Source organism: Acetobacter sp. AC2005 (assembly GCF_037901235.1).
Lineage (GTDB): Bacteria > Pseudomonadota > Alphaproteobacteria > Acetobacterales > Acetobacteraceae > Acetobacter > Acetobacter oryzoeni.
This window is the reverse complement of the sequence record NZ_CP149626.1, coordinates 87,755-108,394: the sequence shown is the minus strand read 5'-3', so window position 1 is coordinate 108,394 and position 20,640 is coordinate 87,755. Positions and strand designations below refer to the sequence as shown.

At 52.6% G+C, this 20,640-nt stretch carries 20 protein-coding genes and 2 pseudogenes; 13 read left to right on the top strand and 9 right to left on the bottom strand.

All coding sequences use genetic code 11. The features are described 5' to 3' along the window. Window positions 1-161 precede the first annotated feature (161 nt). From QQM41_RS13535 to QQM41_RS13505, 7 genes are all read left to right on the top strand, one after another. Window positions 162-641 carry a hypothetical protein gene (locus QQM41_RS13535; RefSeq protein ID WP_042788894.1) on the top strand — a complete coding sequence of 160 codons (480 nt, stop codon included), beginning with the start codon at window positions 162-164 and terminating at the stop codon, window positions 639-641. A 26-nt stretch (window positions 642-667) separates the two neighbouring features. After that, on the top strand, window positions 668-1,051 hold the full coding sequence (locus tag QQM41_RS13530) for a hypothetical protein (protein ID WP_087636522.1): 384 nt from the start codon (window positions 668-670) through the stop codon (window positions 1,049-1,051). A 23-nt stretch (window positions 1,052-1,074) separates the two neighbouring features. Further along, window positions 1,075-1,611 carry a hypothetical protein gene (locus QQM41_RS13525; protein WP_012813311.1) on the top strand — a complete coding sequence of 179 codons (537 nt, stop codon included), beginning with the start codon at window positions 1,075-1,077 and terminating at the stop codon, window positions 1,609-1,611. Beyond that, complete coding sequence (locus QQM41_RS13520) at window positions 1,611-2,798, top strand: hypothetical protein (protein ID WP_339078166.1); 1,188 nt, start codon at window positions 1,611-1,613, stop codon at window positions 2,796-2,798. Before QQM41_RS13525 ends, QQM41_RS13520 begins: the two co-directional genes overlap by 1 nt. Window positions 2,799-3,190: 392 nt before the next feature. Beyond that, a complete protein-coding gene (locus tag QQM41_RS13515) occupies window positions 3,191-4,189 on the top strand; it encodes a hypothetical protein (protein WP_339078165.1) in 999 nt (332 codons plus the stop codon). 13 nt (window positions 4,190-4,202) lie between these two features. After that, the gene (locus tag QQM41_RS13510; RefSeq protein ID WP_339078164.1) at window positions 4,203-6,578 is read left to right on the top strand and encodes a DotA/TraY family protein; all 2,376 of its coding nucleotides are present in this window, start codon (window positions 4,203-4,205) and stop codon (window positions 6,576-6,578) included. Window positions 6,579-6,591: 13 nt separating this feature from the next. Then, window positions 6,592-7,005: a hypothetical protein gene (locus tag QQM41_RS13505; RefSeq protein ID WP_339078163.1), complete on the top strand. Its 414-nt coding sequence runs from the start codon at window positions 6,592-6,594 to the stop codon at window positions 7,003-7,005. A 405-nt stretch (window positions 7,006-7,410) separates the two neighbouring features. On the opposite strand, the gene QQM41_RS13500 is transcribed toward QQM41_RS13505, so the two are convergent. Next, on the bottom strand, window positions 7,411-8,031 hold the full coding sequence (locus tag QQM41_RS13500) for a hypothetical protein (RefSeq protein ID WP_339078162.1): 621 nt from the start codon (window positions 8,029-8,031) through the stop codon (window positions 7,411-7,413). Continuing rightward, the gene (locus QQM41_RS13495) at window positions 8,028-9,035 is read right to left on the bottom strand and encodes a thiol:disulfide interchange protein (RefSeq protein WP_012813114.1); all 1,008 of its coding nucleotides are present in this window, start codon (window positions 9,033-9,035) and stop codon (window positions 8,028-8,030) included. Before QQM41_RS13495 ends, QQM41_RS13500 begins: the two co-directional genes overlap by 4 nt. Before the next feature lie 698 nt (window positions 9,036-9,733). Between QQM41_RS13495 and QQM41_RS13490 the strand changes: the two genes are divergently transcribed. From QQM41_RS13490 to QQM41_RS13475, 4 genes are all read left to right on the top strand, one after another. After that, window positions 9,734-10,012 (top strand): DUF2312 domain-containing protein, encoded by a 279-nt coding sequence (locus tag QQM41_RS13490; RefSeq protein ID WP_019088706.1) that lies wholly within the window; start codon window positions 9,734-9,736, stop codon window positions 10,010-10,012. A gap of 821 nt (window positions 10,013-10,833) precedes the next feature. Continuing rightward, the gene (gene repC, locus QQM41_RS13485) at window positions 10,834-12,096 is read left to right on the top strand and encodes a plasmid replication protein RepC (RefSeq protein ID WP_339078161.1); all 1,263 of its coding nucleotides are present in this window, start codon (window positions 10,834-10,836) and stop codon (window positions 12,094-12,096) included. A gap of 154 nt (window positions 12,097-12,250) precedes the next feature. Continuing rightward, the gene (locus QQM41_RS13480; RefSeq protein ID WP_019088708.1) at window positions 12,251-12,544 is read left to right on the top strand and encodes a hypothetical protein; all 294 of its coding nucleotides are present in this window, start codon (window positions 12,251-12,253) and stop codon (window positions 12,542-12,544) included. Beyond that, a complete protein-coding gene (locus tag QQM41_RS13475) occupies window positions 12,541-13,587 on the top strand; it encodes a Fic family protein (RefSeq protein ID WP_339078160.1) in 1,047 nt (348 codons plus the stop codon). The genes QQM41_RS13480 and QQM41_RS13475 overlap by 4 nt, the downstream gene beginning before the upstream one ends. Before the next feature lie 12 nt (window positions 13,588-13,599). Here QQM41_RS13475 and QQM41_RS13470 read toward each other — a convergent pair whose 3' ends face one another. From QQM41_RS13470 to QQM41_RS13450, 5 genes and pseudogenes are all read right to left on the bottom strand, one after another. Continuing rightward, window positions 13,600-14,643 (bottom strand): hypothetical protein, encoded by a 1,044-nt coding sequence (locus QQM41_RS13470; RefSeq protein WP_339078159.1) that lies wholly within the window; start codon window positions 14,641-14,643, stop codon window positions 13,600-13,602. Beyond that, on the bottom strand, window positions 14,643-15,134 hold the full coding sequence (locus QQM41_RS13465; protein WP_168455063.1) for a hypothetical protein: 492 nt from the start codon (window positions 15,132-15,134) through the stop codon (window positions 14,643-14,645). The genes QQM41_RS13470 and QQM41_RS13465 overlap by 1 nt, the downstream gene beginning before the upstream one ends. Then, window positions 15,100-15,510: a nucleotidyltransferase domain-containing protein gene (locus tag QQM41_RS13460; RefSeq protein ID WP_039891566.1), complete on the bottom strand. Its 411-nt coding sequence runs from the start codon at window positions 15,508-15,510 to the stop codon at window positions 15,100-15,102. The genes QQM41_RS13465 and QQM41_RS13460 overlap by 35 nt, the downstream gene beginning before the upstream one ends. A gap of 284 nt (window positions 15,511-15,794) precedes the next feature. Next, entirely contained in the window at window positions 15,795-16,034 is a 240-nt protein-coding gene (locus tag QQM41_RS13455; RefSeq protein WP_087652266.1) for a hypothetical protein, read from the bottom strand. Between the two features lie 432 nt (window positions 16,035-16,466). Continuing rightward, a pseudogene (locus QQM41_RS13450) lies at window positions 16,467-17,258 on the bottom strand (IS1380-like element IS1380A family transposase); the annotation flags it as partial. An 87-nt stretch (window positions 17,259-17,345) separates the two neighbouring features. Here QQM41_RS13450 and QQM41_RS13445 point away from each other — a divergent pair. Beyond that, window positions 17,346-18,368 (top strand): IS110 family transposase, encoded by a 1,023-nt coding sequence (locus tag QQM41_RS13445; RefSeq protein ID WP_339076906.1) that lies wholly within the window; start codon window positions 17,346-17,348, stop codon window positions 18,366-18,368. 261 nt (window positions 18,369-18,629) lie between these two features. On the opposite strand, the pseudogene QQM41_RS13440 reads toward QQM41_RS13445, so the two are convergent. Together QQM41_RS13440 and QQM41_RS13435 are read right to left on the bottom strand one after the other, a co-directional pair. After that, window positions 18,630-19,232: pseudogene (locus QQM41_RS13440) on the bottom strand (transposase); the annotation flags it as partial. 16 nt (window positions 19,233-19,248) lie between these two features. Then, on the bottom strand, window positions 19,249-19,707 hold the full coding sequence (locus QQM41_RS13435) for a hypothetical protein (RefSeq protein WP_339078158.1): 459 nt from the start codon (window positions 19,705-19,707) through the stop codon (window positions 19,249-19,251). A 347-nt stretch (window positions 19,708-20,054) separates the two neighbouring features. On the opposite strand from QQM41_RS13435, the gene QQM41_RS13430 reads away from it, so the two are divergent. Next, on the top strand, window positions 20,055-20,573 hold the full coding sequence (locus QQM41_RS13430; RefSeq protein WP_339078157.1) for a hypothetical protein: 519 nt from the start codon (window positions 20,055-20,057) through the stop codon (window positions 20,571-20,573). The last annotated feature ends 67 nt before the right edge of the window (window positions 20,574-20,640 follow it).

The window sequence follows — 20,640 nt, the reverse complement described above, 5'->3', positions numbered from 1 at the left end:
CACGAAAGTGGTGGTTTTAATAATGCGTAACGTCCTTTCGTTCGTTAAAGTCCATGCCAGTCAATACCAGTCAATACCTTTATATTGATGGTTAATGCATCGTCATACAGTTTCTGGTCGCATCATAGCGGTTTTCATATGGTTTCGAAGGAGAGAAACCTATGATTATCCCTGCTATCTGTCTTGCGATCAGCGTAACGACACCAAATAATCCCCGTCATTCGATGTTCCATAACGCTGCATTCCAGCTAGTGCAGCCAAATCAATCGAAAAATAAGGACGTGCAAGTCCATTCTATTCCATCAAACCGTGATCAACCGACTGAAGAGACTGTTGAAAAGCCCTTAGCCGAAACTGGAACCGGGGAAATTAAGTCTCATCGTAGTCATTTTCGTCGTGTCAGCGGCTTTGGAAATGAGGTGCCTCTAGGCTTTGCCGTTCGTCAGATTGTCCCATTTGGTGTGCGCGTGAGTTTTGGAGGGGATATTGATACGACCCGACTGGTTAGCTGGGCAGGCGGAGACACATGGAACCGGGTGCTGGCCGCGACAGTTGCGCAACTCGGATACGCCATCGATGTTGGCCATAACTCAGTAAGGATTATCACAAAAAAAACTGTTTCGTCGCATGATGAACGGTGACGCTGGCCTCATTCAGGAGGCAGATCATGGCACAAGCGTCATTACAGAAGACCCAACGCGACCAAACTCAGCACGGCGATGTGCTGATGGCAATCGAGAATCTGGCAAGGGATATCGCGCAACAAGGACGTGATTATACTCTGCAGCGCCTGCAGCAACCAAATATCCGGACATTATGGGGCAAGACACTGGATGTTGTCCCACCCGAATACTGGAATGAACTTCGTCAGGCGCTGGATGAACTTGCCGGTCCACATGGCAGTCTCTCTGGTTTGTTGACGCCTGAATCCCAATTTACCAGAGGCGTATTTGGCCGTGCCCGTGTTGAAACACTCGTGCGACTGCTTGCTCCTGAACGCTTGCAGACTTTGGCCAATCTTATTCCCTCTCACGCAAAGACAATCCCATGAAAGCAAGGCCTTTATGCTTTCCTATGGCCCTTTGTCTGGGACTGTTGGCTACCCCTGCGTTTGCTCAACAGACCGAGCAGGGAAGTGTCGGATGCGCCGAGTTAACTCAGGCGGCCGCAAATGCAATCAACCAGCGTGTACAGGCCAATGATGCTTACGAAAAACAGCCAGATAGCATTGGTCCTCTCTCTTGCCTTGATGGTTTCCTTCACGGGCAGGGTTTGAACGTCATCACAAGCGGCCTGGACCCAATGTCCCTGATCCAGAACCTTGAAAGCCAGTTGGGTTCCCAGATCTGTCAGGCAGCTCAGAGTGCGTGGGGGAATGCCATGGGAGGCACACAATGCAGCCTGAGCCTGTCAGGTATCAATCTGGGGCTTGGGTTCGGAAATGTCGGGAGCGGCACCATGTGCCCGTCTCTGAATTTTGGCGGCGGCGGACCGCCTTTAGCCTCTGGCGGGTTTGGGACTACTGGAGGATCTGGCGGTCTTTATGTGGAAAGCAACCCGCTTCTTCCATCGGGATACAGCGCAGATAGCGCTATGGATGGGGTGTTCTGATGTCGAAGCAAAACAGGCGAATTACGCACACTGCACTGCTTGCTGCAGGGGTTTGCCTCTTGACTGTCAGCATCCAGCCTCAACGCGCTTATGGATTCATGGGTGAGGCTGCTGTTGTCGGGGCCATTCATGCTCTGCAGTCTTTTATGGGCAAGCAGATGGATAAAGTCGGGGAAAACATCACCAATAGCCTCAACGACATGACGAACCCAAACTCGGTGTCATCAATGATCCGCGATGCCGCCACCCAGGAAGCAAATTACGCCAAGGGACAGGTTGCGGCACAAAGTCGGATAGCGGATGCACAAAATACAGCTATGGCAGCCTTTCTGCGTCGTCAGCAGGAAACCGGTATTCGCGACGAGCACATGATGTCTCCAGAGTTTTGCGGTGGACTGGACAGTCAGCAGACTACGATGGCGGCTGCGAGAGCTTCGCGATCTGCATTGGGAGCAATTACCACAATCGTTGAACCACGAGGGGAAGCCGCCAAAGGAACGCCCTCATACTACGGGCGGGCTCAGGGGGTTGATGCAAACACCAACTTCCATTTGAGACGGTATTGTTCCCAAGAAGATGTTGACGCAGGGCTATGTAGCGCTGTCTCCCGTCTGCCCAACGCTGACCAGCGTGCCAGCACATTATTCATCGCGGATACCCTCTCCGGTGATGGTGCTGTGGATGCAGCCAATGATTATTCAACGACACTGATCCAGCCTGTTGCTCCGGCAGCTATCCGGGGTGAGCAGGCAAGCAGCACCATGGGACGCGAGCAGATGCTCCAGCGCCGAGCATACAATGCGCGCATGTCTCTGGCGAGGTTTGTGATGGCGTTCATCACGTCACTGGAAACGCCTTCTGTGTCCCTGACTACCGAACAAAAAAGGGAAATGCAGGCTGAAGGCCTGCAACCTCTTGATCGTGCATCGTGGTTGCAGGCCATGAGCCTTGAGGTCAATCGCCGCGTTTCAAGCGTCAGTTGGAATGCAGCCCTTCAGGCAATGCCAACGGCCAGCATCCTGCGCGAGATTGCGACGGAACTGGCTCAGTCAAACTATCTCGCCATGCAGAATTATCGCCTTGGACTTTACCAGGCATCCATAGGGGCGACAGGTATCGCCCAGAACGAGGAAGCACGTTTGCAGCATGGCTCGAACAAGATGCCGTCTCCAACCATCAATCCTTGAACCAAGAGGTCACTATGTCTGAAACCCTTACCCAGATTGCCGATCTGGCAAATGTCATGGATTATCTTGATCGCACGAAAGATGTGGTGCGAGAACATGCTCCGGATGTTGTTCAGCGCTTTGAGCGCCTAAAGGAACGGGTATCGAGAGCACCTGAAGATGATCTATTTCTCCGGACAGAGATTGCCTACTCAGTACAGGATTTTTCGCGGGTAGCTGGCCCCGTTCTTCCTGATACGCACCCCTTAGCGGCGGAAATGAAAGAGAGAGCCACATCTGCACCAGAAATAAACTCTGAGGAAGTCCAGCATCTCCTTGCCAGCACCGTCTCTCTGACAGACCAAAGACTGGTCAACCAGATCAGGGGAATGGTTGAGGATATGAGGTCAGGCGTGGCAGATCCAGAGCACCCTGATTTTCTGTTTTCGATCGAACAGTTAGAGCGAGCTGTCAGCGGCGCTCAAAATGTAAATGAGCCACAAAGTTCTTCGGACACACGCCCAACTGATGAGACCAGACCTGGTCTACATCCTTCTCCGGGAGGCGGGCACGCGGAAGAAAACAATCCATCTGCAGATCAGACCACACCACAGAAGGAAGGGAGCCGAACAGAACCTCAGAATGCCGAACAAGCCAAGAAAGAGCCTGCAGGAACTGACAAAGCACAAAGCACGGACAAAAAAGAACCGGAAGCACAAAAGGAGCTTGAAGCTCCGGTTGTTCAGAAGATGAGCATGGGGGCTGCGCTTGTCGGCGGCTTCTCTCGTTTGGCAGGTGCCTTGGCGACAAAACTTGAAGCAGAGCCCGGCAAGCTTTCACCCGGATGGCTCGATAGGGCGAGAGAGAAAAGCCAAAGGCATGATGCTGCTCAGGCTGAGAAGAACATGGACCACACCGCCCATTTAGGTTCAAAAGCCGTTGAGGCCATGCAAGCTCTTCGACAGGGACCGGGATCCAGTATCCTTGCTGCGATTGCAGAGGCCGCCGCCAGTGATCCGGGCGGCATGTCAGCTGTGTTATCCGAAATGAAACCCGGTGGAAAATATGCGTCTCTGCATGGTCAGTTTGAGGCCGAAAAGCAGAACAATCAGGCATTCGCCAGCAGCCTTGAGAACGCGGCCAGTAAACTTGACGCCTACGGGAAGGGGCGGGAAGCCGCCCAGAAGCTTGGTGAAACCATGAACACTACAACGCGGGTGGAGCAACGTTTTGCACAGATAGATGCGCAGATCGGAAAGGAGGCCGAAAGTCTCCCTGGCAGCAAGCCTGGGACGTCGATGATGGAGGAACTCGGGGAAAAAACCAAAGAGTTGGTCAAAAAAGCCGTTGAAACTCTCGCACGTCTCTTCCGTGCCGCACCGTCCAGCGGCCCGACAATGTCACCGGGCTGAGGGAGCAACGGCCATGACAGTTAGAGGATTTCTGGCATCGGTGTTCATGGTGTTGGGGCTGGCACTATATGTTCCATCCGCGATGGCGCAGTCTGGTTCAGTAACTGGAAGCACTACACAAAGCACAATGTCGGGCTCATCATCTGAGGCTTCCGGTTCTCACACCGTAACATGGGATCTGCTTGATCCTGAAGACGATTGGACTGCGGTGGTGGTTCGCTCGATCTTTCCCGTGTTTTCGTCAGGAGATTCCTCCATAGGGTCTGAAAATACGGTTATTGGTACCATGCTGGCCTGGCTGTCCGCTTTTGCCGGGGTCATTGCGTCAGGTTGGGTGACTTATCTGTGGTTCAATACCAATTTCCGTGGTGCCGAGACAGCCAAGCTTCTTGGTGACAATCAGTCCCAGATGTCGATCGTCAAGATCGGTCTGGCGGCATTGATGATGTTTCCCACGATATCCGGTTTCAATGGTGGGCAGGCGGTTGTTGTCCAAGGCTCGCTCTGGGGCATTGGGATGGCAAAGACTATCTATCATTACGCAGTAAAGGCCATTGGTCCGGATGGTAAAGTCATTGCGACACCGATCGTGCCAGGAACCAAAGGTATCGTCCTTAATCTGGTCAAGGACGAATTCTGCCGATCACTGCTGAACGTTGCGTCAAATAACCCGAACCTGATTCCTGCGCCTACGGGACGCACAATACAGGGCATTTCAGGACAATCCATAGGTCTGGTGGTGAACTATGCCTACAACATGACACTGGGGGATGGCACACCGACTTGTGGCGCTATCAATCTGGAAACGCCAGCAATGGGCAAAACCAATCTTGCGGGAGTTTCTGTTGATACGGCTGCAATGCAAAAAAATGTGCTTGATGCCGTACTTGCCGCAGACATCCGTGGCCCCGTGGAAACGGTCGCTCGTAATTTCTGGATGTCAAAGAAGACACAGGATCTTGCGCCTCTGATGCAGATTGTGATGACTGCCACAAATGACTACACGTCCAGACTGACCGAACAGGCGGCTCAGATGCGCTCCCAACTCGAAAAGGCTATCAGTGATCGCTCAACAACCTTAAACCAATGGGGTCTCGGCACAAACGGAGATGCAACAAATACTGCCAACCGTCTGGATAGCCTCGGCTGGTCTGGTGCTGGCGCGTATTATCTCGAATTTGCCCGACTGAACGGGCAGACGCTCTCTCTGATGACTGCCACCCCTAACGTCACAACGCCGAGTTACAGTGGTATTGGTTCTGCTCTTGCGTCGGATGTCGCTCCTCTCATCCAGTCAGCGCATACCTTTCTAGGCAATATTGACGCCATGGTTGCAACGACTGATGGCATGAGCGCGCCGGGTGGGAATGGTGACCTCTATTCAGGTGCCATGCCCGGTGGCGATGGGTCCAGTGTTGTGACACAACTCTTTCGTGCCCTGCACTTCAACGATTACGCCTTACAAATGCTGGTTGGGTTTATGGAACCTTCTGGCACAGGGGGATATTGGATTGATCCCTTTGGAAACCTTATGTCTCTTGGGCACTGGCTTATTACTCTCTCTGTCACGGCCATGGGTACAGCGTCAGTTCTGTCTTCAAATGCTGGAATGATCAGTACGGGTATTCTTTCCTTGCTGGCAGGTCAGCCCGAAGGGGCCGTTGCGGCTGGACTTGGTCATATGGCGATGCAATTTTTCTCGACACCGATCATGCTCGGTTGTTTTGCAATGCTTGTGCCGGGACTTACCGTCGCGTTTGTTCTTCCCATGGTCCCGTATGTCATGTGGATGGCAGGTATTGCCAGCTGGTTGATCCTTGTCTGTGAGGCTGTTGTGGCAGCACCTCTATGGATGCTTGCGCATATGACGCTGAATGGTGAAGGGCTGCATGGCAACGCTCGGCAGGGTTATGCGTTATTGTTTGACGTGTTGTTTCGGCCAACACTCATGCTGTTTGGTCTCTTTTTCGGGTATTTCGTGTTTGATGCAATGTCTTGGCTAGTGCACCAGACATTCGGGGTCGCGGCCGGATTTGCGCTTTCACATGGTTGGCTGGTCAGCAATTTTCTGGGCATGTTGCTTCTGGTATGGATGTTTGTGTTGCTCCATATGATTCTTGCACTTGCTTCGTTCAGGTTGATTGCGATTGTGCCAAACCGTGTCCCGCAAATTCTTGGTTTCGGTGGCGGTGAACGGATTGATGTCGATGCGTTTAGTCGTGACGTTGCAGCTGTGGGCATGGCCGGAGCAATGCAGAACATGCAAAAGGCATTAGCTTCGAAAGAAAGCCATTCTGTGGAAAGTGTAAGCACAACTCCACCAATGAAAAAAATGCTTGCGAGGGATACAGGCAAACTCGATACTACGATGAATAAAACATCAGGCTAAAGAGGAGGCCCGGATGACAGATACTGGATTAGGAACGTTCGGCGCTTATATGTTGGGTCGATATTCGGCTGAATCCTCTGAAATTGTGAGCCGACAAGTTCATAATTTTTTTAAGCCTCGCACTAGGCTGGTTTCTGAGGCCGACTATAATGAAGCTGCGAAACTTGCACATAGAGCTGTTGAATATGTGCAAGTTTTAGACGGGAAGCTTGATGCCATTAAAGTTGAGCTTGCCACAGAACGTGAGAAATCTGCCACTCTTGAAGAGCAGTTGGCAACGGCCAACGCAGCCAATGCGGAACTTCAGAGACGCCTGGAAGCTGAGAAGGCCCATGCCGTCATGCTTGATGATCGCCTGTTCGACCTCACGAGAAGACATGTAAGGCTTTGCAAACAAACCGGCATGACGGAAACGTCTTCGACATAAACGTTTTTGATCGCATGATGCAGCCGCATTGTTTGATCCATCACAATGGAGATGACAATGCGGCCTTTCTTTTATCTTCCGCTCGCCCTCATGTTGGCTTTGTCAGCCTGCGATGGGGGTAATGTTGAGTCAGCGTCCCATGCTCATGGACCGAAACCATCTCGCCTGCACAATCTGTATTATGAACCCAATGGAGCTTATGGTTCTGCGCGAGCCATATGGGCATCCCCCGTCTACAATCGTGAGGGTACCATCGTAAAACCCACAGACTCACGCAACGATACGGGTCGTGAAGATTATGAGCATTCACCGTGGGCAACGGGAGCGAGTGGCGGGGATCAGAACGCGCCTCCCGGCACCTGGTGAAATAACGAATGGGTCGCCTTTTACTGGGCGGCCCAATCTTTAGGGGAGGCGGGGAAGCAGGCTATCCGCTCTGTCCAGAAATTCTCGGAAAGTCGCGATCTGGCGTGTCCTAAGCTGCCAGTTTACAGAGCAGTTCCATAAGGATATGGAACCCAGAAGAGCCAGAAAAGGCAGAAATGCCACGGATGAAAGCAGGCGGCTGCTTGTCCAGGGAAAGAATATCATTTCTGTTGACCACATTATAAACAAGACAATGGTCAGAAGACCCGCACATAAAGCGCGGAAAAAAGTCTCACGCTGGCGTTTTCTGATCACATTATACAAATCATCATCTGTCAGATAACGATAGGGAATAGCACTTCGAATGGCAGGCAATGGCTTCTTTCCAACAATGTCATTGCGTGCGTCTTCGATGAGTTCATGATCATCGTCTTGTAAGGAAGGTGGATTTGGCACTTTACCCTCATCCTTATGTGGCTCAGGCTTTGCTGAGAGTTTAAGGATGGTCCAGAGCAGACGGATGACATTGAAATTCCCGCTAATTTGACGCCAACCTACGGCGTCACTTGGCGAGCCTGTCACGTGCTTTGCCAGTTTGGCCGTCGTTTTTATGACGCCTTTTTTCTGAGATGCTTGGAAAGAATTGTCGTGTTCGCTCATCGCGCCAACTCCCCCAGAAAAGAAGACACATCTGTCGGATTTCCCTCTAACCTTCCCAATGAACCGTCTGTGCGGATCCAGAGGAACGTCGGCGTGCCCTTGAGTGCAATGCTTTTAGCAAACGTTCCATTTTCTGCGAGTTGACTGGCAGCGTTAGAGGCTGGTGTGTCGGCCCGTTCATGAAGGTGTCCCCCAAGCCATGCCCGCACCATATCTGTTTCAGGATATGATAACATGGCTTGCGCATTGCGCGTGCTTTCTCCGCGATCTTCGTAATCCAGAACTGAAAGTGGAACCACTTTCAGGCGAAGTTTTCCAGCTTGTACAAGCGGCATCAGATTTTGAGCCGCCTTGATGGAATACATGCACTGCGGATCTATCAGCATGACGGCCGACGGCGCAGAAAGAGAGCCTACTGTCCCACCATGCAGAGATGCCAGAACAGTTTTTGTGATCTGGGCACCATCCATCCGAACAGATGGAACAGCTCCAGGAATATGCTGGATTTGCTGGCGGGTGACATCTCGACCAGATGCGTCCCAAAGAGATCCTGCTACCGCGGCTTGTCCATCTGGCGTTGCGTAGATTACCTGAAAATGGGAACCATTTTGCAAAAACATCCCTCGAATACCATGCCACTGGGCAAGATCAGTTGCGCGTTTACCAGAAAGCGAACGCAGAGTGTCATAGGGAACGGGGATTGCTGTTCCACCAAGCACTCCACGATGATCTTTGAGCAAGAAATAGATAAACACGCGATCTGGCGTATAGGCTGCTCCGGTTTCAAAGCCATGAAACTGACCTGGGCTTGCGAGATGGGCACCAGAACCAGTCAGACGATTCAGAGCATCATATGAGTCAGACGGGTTTGACTGGCGCTTAGGTGGTAAGGATGGAGAAGGAGCGGATGATGTTCCGTTACTAGCAATAGAGCATTGTTGAGCCTGAGTGACCGTCGGTTCGAGCAGGATAAGGGTAAGGGCCAGCGGATAAAAACGTAACACGGTTTTCTCCCTACATAATGTTGGGAGAAAATTTATCGGGTCAGGATGCGACAGACTGTTTTTTTTTGTTACTACTGCAATTTATCAAAGATGCTGGCGGTATCCAATGGAAAGGTTCTGGGGTCGCCTCTGGAAGAATGGGTCTTACGATTTTCAAAAATCGACTAATAAGACGTCGCTCTGATGGCGTTGCCCTGCGCCTGTACCATTTTATCACCTCAATAAGATGAACCCATTGCTCTCTTGGAAAAGACAAAGTTAACACGAGAGACGATCTTAATATGGGATGCGGGCAATCAGGGATAACGCGGCAAATATGTTTCTTCAAAAAAACAATTGCCTCTCGAACACATGTCGGCAAATCTTCTTTTGCCAGCAATGCAAGGGAAGAAAAACCCCGATAGAATTCCTCGTGCATTCAAATAATCCCTTTATGCCACCAGAGGTTGCTGACCACCTCTATTTCCGTATTTTCTTGTTGGTTAAGTTATTACGGATAGTTACTGACTGTGTCTTCAAATAAACCATTTCACGGAACCGGGAGAAACCCCTGTACACGCATCCGTGAAGAACAAATGTTCCTCAATCTTGGCTATGTGTCATTTTGGTCGCATGACGCCATATTAAAGTCCTTATTCAGACCTGTTCGGTCGCATCATCACTCAGCATTTTCGTCCTAGGCTTTTGAAGGAGGCATCATGCTCGCTACGATTGAAACTCAAGAAACTGAAACAGAGGCTCAGGTCGGTGGTATTGCCGCTGATCGCTTGCGCTCGATTATTGAGAGGGTCGAACGTCTCGAAGAAGAGCGCAAAGCGCTCGCCTCGGACATCAAGGATATTTTCACTGAAGCCAAATCGGCCGGGTTTGATGTCCGAACCATCAAGCAGATCATTCGCTTGCGCAAGCAGGAGCCCGCAGAGATAGAAGAGCAGGAAACACTGCTGGATATCTATCGGCGTGCGCTCGGAATGTAAGAACGCAACCTGGCTGGTGCCTGCTGTCTATCTCGCAAGACATAGCAACCTGCCCCCTGGTACCGTTTAATTGGATCGTAAAGGAGATCAAACCTGCAGGATAAGGAGAAGGCATTCGGCAGACAACAAGCGGAAAACCGCCATTTCCAAGGCATATCAGGCGAGGATAATATGGAGATCATAGGATTTCAGAGCGAGAAGATGACAAGCTTAAATGACTAAGTAAGATGTCCTGATTCGACTCGTTTCCCATGGGACAACATGACCTTCTTAGGCAGCTTAAACGCCTGTTTTTGCAGAAATAATAGGGTCGTTCATTGTGGAATCAGTCTCAAGCATTTAAGCCCTTGTGGTTGGTCGCATCATGAGTGTGCATTCTGTCGCATGACGAGCACGTTTCAGGAGCGCCAACCAGAGACACTCGTTCGCATCGAATTTTCCTATGAAAGGAAGATACGGAGCGTTGAGAGACCCAAGAATGACGATGGCCATGCCCCAAGTGCGGCGTGATCCGTCGGTAAGAGCGAGAAGGAAGAGAGAGCCATGACATAGTTTCCCCCTAAAACGACTGAGGCCCCGCTTTCGCGAGGCCTGCAGACACAAAATACATTCCCTGATGGGGATGTCGGATGAAAAAGAGTTTGGCGACAATTTTTCTCCGACATATCCCGTAAAATTGCAAGTCTTTTCTTGCCACAGGGGGCGTTTGTCCTGCGGGTCAGCATCGCGACGGGGAAGGTATTCCCATTCGTCGGACAAAAAGAATAATGTTATCAGAAGGTTATTCCCGCTCTGCGGGCATAAGGAAAATCACGCCTGCCATGGTTGCGGCGCGAACAACAGCTGAGGCTCTGCCTCTCCAGGCCGTGGAAATGAGCGACCTCTATCGCTATCTACGCCAGGGGCGGTCGATTCTCGGCCTGACATGCCAGCAGACGGAACTGCTCTGCTATCTGATCGCATTCACCCAACCAGCTGACTGGTCGGGTGAAGACGATGTCCTGCCGGTCTCCACCGCATCCAATCTGGATATCCAGCAACGCTTTGATCTAGGGCGAACCCGCGTTAAAAACCTGTTGCGCGAGCTGGCCGAAGCAGGGTGGCTCCTTCACCGGGATAGTCCCAACGGACAGCGTTACCGTCGTTCCAACCCTTTTACTCCGCGAAGCCAGCAGGCCTACGGTTTTGATCTTTCTCCGCTTGCCCGCCGATTTGATGATCTCAAACGTGCGGCTGAAACGGCTCTTTGGCGCCAACAGGAAGGTCGTCGCCTCCATCGGGAGGTTACAACACTCTCCCGCACCATCTACGCCCTGTTTCAAACTGCAGAAGAAGCAGGGGTCACGGTGAAAGACGGAAAACAGATACTCGCCCGTACCTCTGCTCTTGTCAGTCAGCGGGGGAGTGAACGTGATCCGAAATGGCTTGACCCCATCTGCCAGGAACTTCGTCAGATTCATGAGCAGGTTGAGCGGGAGATCGCTTTTGCCAAGGAGATGACCGTCTCTTCAGATACCTCTGATTCAGTTCCTTTATCTGTGGAAAGTGACCCCATGGGGACACCAGAACGCCCCCACTATACTTATACAAAATCAACCAGCTTAGCTAAAGCTACTGTAGAAGCGGCCGGCTTCGCCGAAAATTGCAATGAAGCTTCGCGTAGTCGGTCGTCCTCGTCCTCCCGTGCCGCTCAAACCCAACCTGTCCCCTCGGCTGTTACAGATCCGCTTCGTGGTTTCCGGGCTAAGCCATCTTTTGTCCTGCATATCGCCCCGATTTTCCGGCAATATTGCAGTTCCGACAAACCGGCAGAAACCGAAATCATACAGGCCGCACTCTTTGCGTGCGAGCAGCTTGGAATATCCCGACATGCCTGGGCGCAAGGGCAGGCGGTTTTTGGGGATTACCCGAATGCTGTGGTGATTGCGGCAATTGCTGCACGGACGGACGCAGGTGAAGTGCGCTCACCAGGAGGCCTGTTGCGCGCCATGATCGCACGGTTCCTTGCGGGGCAACTCGCACTGGATCGCACCCTTTATGGGCTGGCGGAAAAGCTGAAACGCGGACCGACTATAGTGCAGTAATCACGGGAGCGGGTCTCGGGTCAGTGGAAATCGGAAATGCTTTCTGGTCGCATAATGGTCTGGCTGACTCCTGATTGTAGGAGATCATACGATGCAGACGATAAGGGATACGTATCCCCATTCGCTCGGCACAACCGGGAGGACTGAGGGCAACATGAATGAACCAACGCGCTTTCCACGGGTCGAGCGCTATCGAAAGGAATTGGCCAAACTGACGTTTGAGCCCGTATCTCCGGAGATGACGTCTTTCTACAAGGTGCTGATTCAGGACGCGATGAGCGCCATGACCGAACATGACAGGCCAGAACGTAACCTGATGGCTGAAATTTGCTCCATCACAACATTACTGATTGAGGCGCGTGTGCCGGCTGAAATTCTCATGGATTATCTTGAACGCCTTCATGAGGAACTGGATGAACCGATCCGTCCAATGGAAGGAGATGAATGATGCCTGTCACTGACCCCTATCTCTATCCAGACACCGATGTTCTCGTGAACAAGAAGGGCTATCAGAACGCAGATCGCCTGCGCGTTTTTGAAACAACCCGTTATCTGAGCCGGGCGATCACCATGCCGACAGCAACCAGCTCACCATCTGCATTGAAGAATCTGCATCATCATCTGTTCCAGGACGTCTACGACTGGGCAGGACAATACAGGACATGCAACCTGTCAGTTGACGGCCGGAAAGGTCTTCACCCACAGAGTATTCATCAATCCGTTAATGCTGTTTTCCAAAACCTGAATGCGAATAATGGTCTGCAGGATCTGTCATCTGATCGTTTTGCACGGGCAGCAGCCACGCATATTGCCTCTTTGGATAAAATCCTGCCCTTCCGGCATGGGAACCAGCAGGTCACGCTGTTGCATCTTGCCCATCTTGCCAGAAATGCGGGGCATACATTTGATCTTAGCCAACTGGATCACGACCAATGGAACAGGGCAAGCAGCCAGGCGGCAGTCAATGACGAGCGTCTCATGACGCATGCCATCGCCTCATTGTTCAAGTCTGGTCGTACCATGACGCCTGACCAGGCGCGCCGCGAAGCTCTCTCGCTGCGTGATCCAGCACGCCATGAAATACAATCCCGGATTGAGGGGGCCACCAGAACACTTGGTGCAGGCCGGGCTGACAGCACCACGTTGAAAGAGCTGAGGGGGTTACGGGGAGAACTGAAAGCTCTTGAGAGTGACACACAGGTTGGCACAGTTCTGCGTCATATTGATCAGGCCCAAAAGGCCGGCATTGAAAAGCTGACCGTTCTCCCCGGACGGGACGGATCGGCGCGTGACGCCATCTATGCCATCGGTCGGGCAGCCGTTCGCAGTCTTGATCTGCGTGAGGATCAGCGTGCAGCGCAGGGGATGAAAGCTGAACAGGCACACTTATCTTCTTCCTGGTTTACTCGGGCCAGCCAGAAACTGTCTGCGTCAGAAGGACCTGCCCCGCAATCAAATGGGCCAAAATCGCGAGGCCCACAGATTGGATAGAACACTCTGTGCCTAATCAGCACGATAGTGGCGTATGATGCGTTCTGCGTTCTCTATCGCGCGGTCCAGCTCCTCATAATTTATGGGTGCAAACGTGGGCACTGGTCCTAGGGACCGGATGTCCACGTCCTCCTCTGGAAGATTGGTTTCCTGACTTTCGCTTTTTTTCGGCCGCCCGCGTTTCCTGCCGGGTAGGGGTCTTTTGGGAGGGCGCACGATCTCGCGGAGTGGTTCAAGTTCTTTCAGGGCGAATAATCGCCTTGCTGTGCGATGCGTGACTTCAACAATTAGACCATCTGACAGAAATCGTTCCAGATAGATGTAAGCCGCTTTTAGAGATAACCCCAGTTCGTCCGAGAGGCGCGTTGCAGATATCAGTGGGTATGCGGCAAGGATATCTATGACCTTATCGGCACGTGATGTGCTTCTCTGGGCACCTGATTGCAAGCGTGCGTGACGCCAGCTTCGTTCGAGTGCACGCGTACGGTTTTCTACGGCCGTCATTTCATCATACAGACAGTTGAGGAAGAACGGGATCCATTCTGATGGTTCCCATGGTGCATCCGCTATAAAAGCTCTGGCGCCAACAAGGGGAAGCGGAAAATGAAGGATATCAGTACGTCGCCAATGTCGGATCAAGGCTGCGCGCATCGGGGCACGGGCATGACCAGCTTCTACCCAGGCATGAAATGCAGTAGCAGCGCCAAGAAGAGGGCCTGATGCCTTGCTGTGCTCAGAAAGCCACCCCAGGGCGCTCTCTATCGCGTTGCGTTGTGCTTCATCTGGCTTAACGAGCCATTGGTATTGTGCAAAAGCAGCATGTGCCGCATCAACAGAGGACCCCCGCTCAAAGACATCAGAGCCGAGTGGTACCACTCTCAAGCCCTCAAGTTCGGCGGCAAGGCGCCAGGGATCTATGAGGTGGCCATCGACAGCTGCACAGGCACGTGCGGCTTCAAGCCGTTCCCGAAAGAGGATGGCAGGGAGAAGAGGGTGATGACGGAGCCGCTGATCAATGCGGCCGAATGCAATCGCCGTCTGGGTGAGAGCAATCATCAACGAGGCGGATCAATCACTCCAGCCATGGAGTTATATTCTCCAGTATCAACTGTAACATCGAAATGCATTTTAGCAGTTTCAAGGAGACGGGATGTCGCTGTTAACCAGCCCTCAACATCTGCCTGGGGTGGGGCTTTGGGAATCCTGCCGCCAGGTGTCGCATACCGGTAAGTGGTGGCATATCCTGTTAATACTTCTAGTGGACGAAATTCCGGCTTCCATGGATTTTCATCAGGCATGGTATCAAGTATCGCGCCTAATTGATGTTGTTGATGCCGGTTAATATGTAGTCCTTCGGCTGTCATCGTTGCGATCAAGAGCGCCTCAACCGCATAAAAGAGTTGATTGACTGCATTTCGGCTGCGTGTCTCAAGAAGTGTTTTTGCGTCATGAAGGTAACAGCTTGCCAACCAAATCTGCGCGCCGATTTTTTTCGCAATGGGATCAGACTTTTCAGGCAACGCGAACACCTTCACGATGTAAGACATACGACAAAGTATTCGGCACGTTGATTGCTGAACGGACTTCAATATCGCGTTCAGCGACAACATCAGCAATCAAACCGGCGCTTCGCCCAATAGACCAGGTCGTAACGGGATTAAGATCATTATCAGTGGCCGTATTGGGGAGGACGAGGAAAATGTCCCAGTCGCTATCTGGCCGGTTTGTCCCATTGGCGCGGCTACCGAAAATCCAGACCTGTTTGGCCTTGAGTTGTTTTTTCGCGAGTGCGACAAGGGTCTTCAGCTTTGGTTCGCCAGCAAGCAGGTCATGCGCACGCTGATTGTTATGCCTTCTGCGCTCTACGGCGTTTGCTTGAATTTCTCCAGAAAGGGCACGTTCTCGTTTCTCGCCGATAATCATGGTTTGCATCTTGAATATCCGCTCAGTGTTCTAGTGTGCTTTAGGTTCTTTACCACATATTGCAGAAAGACGTCAGGTCTCTCAATTCTAAAATGGAGAGCAATTTCATTTTATTCTATTTAAAGTAATCTAAATTGTTTTTACATTCAAACCGTGTCTTGTCCTACAAATCCTTTTCCTACGTCTTAATCTACCTGCGATAATATCAATATCCCGCTAAACCATTATGAAGATGCGCTAAACAAACAGGAATAACGGGATATGCGTGCATTGATGATGCGGTATTAATCTGTCTGTTTTTGTTTGGAAATCTCGCCAAGGTGCTCAAGGATTGCCAGCAAAATGCGCGGTGCACCACGATAGCCTTCGTCTCCTTCCGTTTCCTTAATGTTAACCATGGCATCAAACAGGCGATAAGCTGGGCCATCCCTATTTGAGATAACTTCTTCAATCGCATCCAGGTCTAATTCGAGAGTTTTCTGTCCAGCGTTCCGTAGGGCAGTATATTTATCAAGCGCATCCACGAAATAAGGATCTGATGACCAATGTCTCGACATTCTGATGTGGGCCTTATTGTTCAAGTTTGAAACCATAGTACATATACTTTTTTATATCAGCCGAAATAATCTGTTCGTAAAGATGAGAAAGAACTTTCGCGCAGACAGAAATTCATTGCAAACTGACATTCTAGTGGTCGCTATTTCTATAACAGAATAATTATTTCGCATGTAAAATCGAGATGGTGTCTTAATATGTAGAAAATATTTTCGACGCTGATTTCTCACACTTGAGGCAATTTCGGGTTATTTTGTAGAATTCAGTCATCCCACAGGAGCCCGATCTGGAATATTGACGATATTCTGCTTCTGGCGGCGGGTTCTGAACGCAGTGAGGGTGTCACGGCCTGAGAAGGCAGTGTTGGTGGAAGCTATGTGGTCTGTGCACTGTCTGTTTCTTCAGATGGCCTGCCGGAGCCTTCGCAATCGTGCATGAGCGAGGGCGAATTCATGCTGACAGGGGAACATGTCCGGCATGGACAGGACAATCCGACGGACGCTGAGCGTTACACGTGTCGCGATTTTGAGCAGCCGTGCGCGTATGGTGCCACAGGTCGCCGTCTCCAGGCTGGTCTGGCCAAGGGCCAGTCTTTGCAGAGCGGTCAGCAGGACATAGGCTGCGGCCGAGAACCACAGCCGGAGCTGGTTGGCCCGGATGGTGTGGGACGAGGTCCTGTCTGAGAACAGATCCATCTGGCATTCCTTGATGCGGTTTTCCATATCCCCGCGTGCGCAGTAAATCTGTTCGTAGAGATGGCGGGGGTCGGACATTCCCTGCGGTAGCGTGGTGACAATAAAGCGATGATAGCGGTTGCCGTGGCGCCATTCGGCCTTGGCCACCACCCGCCTGCGGCGCGTCCAGCTGTCCTTTGTGATCCAGTCAAAGGAGGCGAAACCGCGCGCAGCTCTGCCTGTCGTGGCGGCTTCGTCACGAACCTCAGCGGACAAAGAGGCAATCCGGTCATACAGGCGGGTGTTGCCTGCAAGCCCGAACAGGAAGTCAACGTGGTTGTCTTCGCACCATGTCATCAGACTGTCCCGGGCGAAACCGCTGTCCCCACGCACCAGGATACGCACCCGGGGCCAACGGCTCCTGATCTGCTCCACGATCCGGCGGATGTCTGCCAGTGCTTCCTTCCCCGGGTCCCTGTCTGCCGTGCGCAGGGTAGCGCTGAGGAGATGGTCCCCGCAGATGGGGTGGTTGCCGTCCTCCCCGCACGGCATCGCAATGTGCCAGAATGGTCGTTGAGTAAAAACAACCGCGTGAAAGGACGGCAGATGAAGGATACAGTGATTGGCGTTGATCTGGCAAAGACCATTTTCCAGGTTCATGGAGCTTCGCGTGCGGGCGAGGTGATGTTTCGCAAAAAGCTGCGTCGTCAGCAGTTTATGCAGTTCATGGCAACGCAGCCGCCTGCTCTGGTCGTTCTTGAAGCGTGCGGGAGCGCGCATTACTGGGCCCGCGAACTGGCGGCATCTGGTCACGAGGTCAGACTGATCGCTCCGCAGTATGTGAAGCCTTTCGTGAAGCGGCAGAAGAACGATGCTGCCGACGCGGAAGCGATCGTCATTGCGGCCCGTCAGCCGGAAATGCGCTTTGTCGAACCGCGCACTCAAGCGCAGCAGGCCCGAAGCGTTCTCTTTCGCTCCCGCGAGCGTCTGGTGCACCAACGCACGGAACTGGTGAATGCCCTGCGTGCCGTTCTGTATGAATTCGGTCTCGTCGTGCCACAGGGGATTGCGCATATCAAACGCATTGAGGCCATGCTGGATGAGGCAGTTCTGCCAGAGCTTGTAAGGCAGGAATGCCTTGATCTGCTGCAACAGATTTCGGAGCAGAGTGTGCGAATTGATGCCAGAACAAAGAAGATCAGGATGCTTGCCCAGGGAAGTGAAACCGCCTGCAGATTGCAGAGCATGCCTGGAGTGGGTCCTCTGACCGCTCTTGCGGTTGAGGCTTTTGCGCCTGACCTGCAGACCTTCCGGCGCGGGCGCGACTTTGCTGCGTGGCTGGGACTGGTGCCCCGGCAGTTCTCATCTGGCGGAAAGGAAAGGCTGGGGAGGATATCAAAAGCCGGACAGGCTGATATCCGCAGGCTTCTCATCATGGGTGCCATGACCCAGGTGAACTGGGCCAGTCGCAAGGGCCCAGCACCGGGAAGCTGGCTGGCACGGATGCTGGCCCGCAAGCCCCGTATGCTGGTAGCGATTGCCCTGGCCAACAGGATGGCAAGGGCAATCTGGGCCATGGCAACGAAACAGGAGGATTATCGGGATCCGGCCCTGTCCGTGGCAGCCTGAGCGATGGCTCGGCTCCCGCGGATGGAACCGGTAGGGGTGTGAGAGGGCGATGACCTGAATGGGCGCATGATCGTTTGATCCGGATCGGAAAAACCAGTATGTCTTTTCGTACTTTCAAGCACGCCCCGCAGATTTGGATCTGATCCGCTGATCACCATACCGGCCAGTGGCTTCTGAAAGGCCACATCAACAGGCCTTACAGAAGACCGCACACGATCACACGTCAATATGGGTCAGAAAACTCTTGCATAACGGACGGCAACCACAGAAGAAGACATACAGGGGAAGATAACAGTTATGGCCGTAATATCCATGAAAGGCGCGGCCTTCCTGATGGCCATGGATACGGTCATCGGTGGCATCCACATCCAGAACGATCCGGGCGGGTGCGCGCTCATGCTGGTCCATGAAAAGCGTCACGAACAGCTCCGCCAGGGCCTCATGATCAGCAATGATGCGGCAGTAACGATCTGCCTGCTGCCCACTGCGCTCCAACCGGTTCAGTGTAGATTTGCCAGCCAATGCTGCGCAGTTTGCCCGGCCTCCTGACAGACGGCCCGAGGCCAGACCAAAGATCAGGTCATGCCGCAGGGCATCGTGATCATTGAGATCTTCATAGCCCAGTGCCAGGCCCATGATCCGCTGACGGACAAGGTCTTCAACCCGGTATTCCACAAAGCCGGGATGCCGCTTATCGCGAAAACAGGCAGCAAAGCGGCGGCTGAGACCCAGAATGTCATCAGCCTGCTTCACCAGAATGATGCCCCCATCCGAACTCATGCGACCCCCGTCAAAACGGGCCACAACACGCCGTCCACAGGAGGCTGGAAACTCATACGCGCCTGCGCTACACTCTGTCTGCATCGGGTTTTCTTATAGCTTACGAAAATTTCTTTTGTGCAAAACAGACTTTTTCATAATCTAACCCGATGTACAACCCTTCTGTGAGATTTCCGCGTCGAAAGTTCCGGACGTCGCTGTTGGTCCATTTGTCGATTTTCAATGAGGCAATGTCGGAACCAAGAAGGGCCGGAAGGTGACCCATACGATCGGCATCGCGCTCTGTCATGCGTTCCCGACCAAAGCGCTCAAAGAGTTCGCCAAAAGTAATCTGGTTTCTCTTGCGTGCGGGGGGCTCAAGTTGGCCCACATGCGCCTTGGCGCGTACGTCCTGGAGCCAGCGGCGGGCAAGACTGGCTGACGCGAAGGTTTCGCGGTGACGTTTGCCGTTCACCATCCTGCGGGCCTGATACTGGCCGGGGCCACGATACCAGACGCCTTTGGGCAACGGCTTCCCTGTTACAGGGTCCTTGAGGGTCTCTTTTGGTGATTTGGTCATCGTTATTCGATCCTCTCCCAGTTTGGCTCGGGATTGGCTCAAAAATCAACGATTTTCAGATTAACCTGCTGCAAGTCCTTGAAAAACTTGGCGTCCCGTACGGGATTCGAACCCGTGTTGCCGCCGTGAAAGGGCAGGGATAAATAGGCAATTTCAGGCAGATGGGCGCAATTATGCACAACTTCGGGCAACACCAAAACGGCAGGAAATAGCCCCGCGCAACTGTTTAAAGGTCCCACTGGACCACAACGATTTTCCTGCGTTTAGTACCCGCTTCGTGCCTTGGTCTACCGGACCACCGTGATCGCTCGCCTCCCAATCTTCCATACAATTGAAGGTGAAAGATCGTGTACGAAGATAACGAAATGCGTGTTGAAATCCGTGCCAGACTGAAAGGACGGATCCGCTACAATGTGACTACGGACCAGATCGAAGTCATGGTGGGTGAAGATGATGAACTTCTGCGCTGGGAGACCATAGACCGCAGGACAATGTCTCAGCATCTGCCACCAACCGTGATAGATCGACTCTGGGACATGATCTGTGACGCGGCTGGAAGCGGCGTTTACGCTGATGATCGTCTGGCCGGGGTGCAATTTCTTGGGCTCCATCGCATCGTCGATCATCTCGAACGGGAAGGGCTTCGGATTGAGGCAGTTCCTGTGCCATCTCTGTCGCCGCCAGCGCTGATCGCGGTGACTCTGGCCGCGTTCCTGGCTGCGCGAGAAAGAACAACCTTGGCAGAAATCATGCAAAACGTGATCGATGTGCCGCCGGAAAAAGAGCTGCTTGTTATGCTCAAAAATGCAGGATGGGAGTCACGAAGGACCGCCACCGGGCGCTTCTGGGTAAAAACCAGGGGGTGAATAGCTGACATCGGATACGTCCGTCCGGCTTGGATGGGCGTATCCGATGAAAGGAAGGCCCTGACAC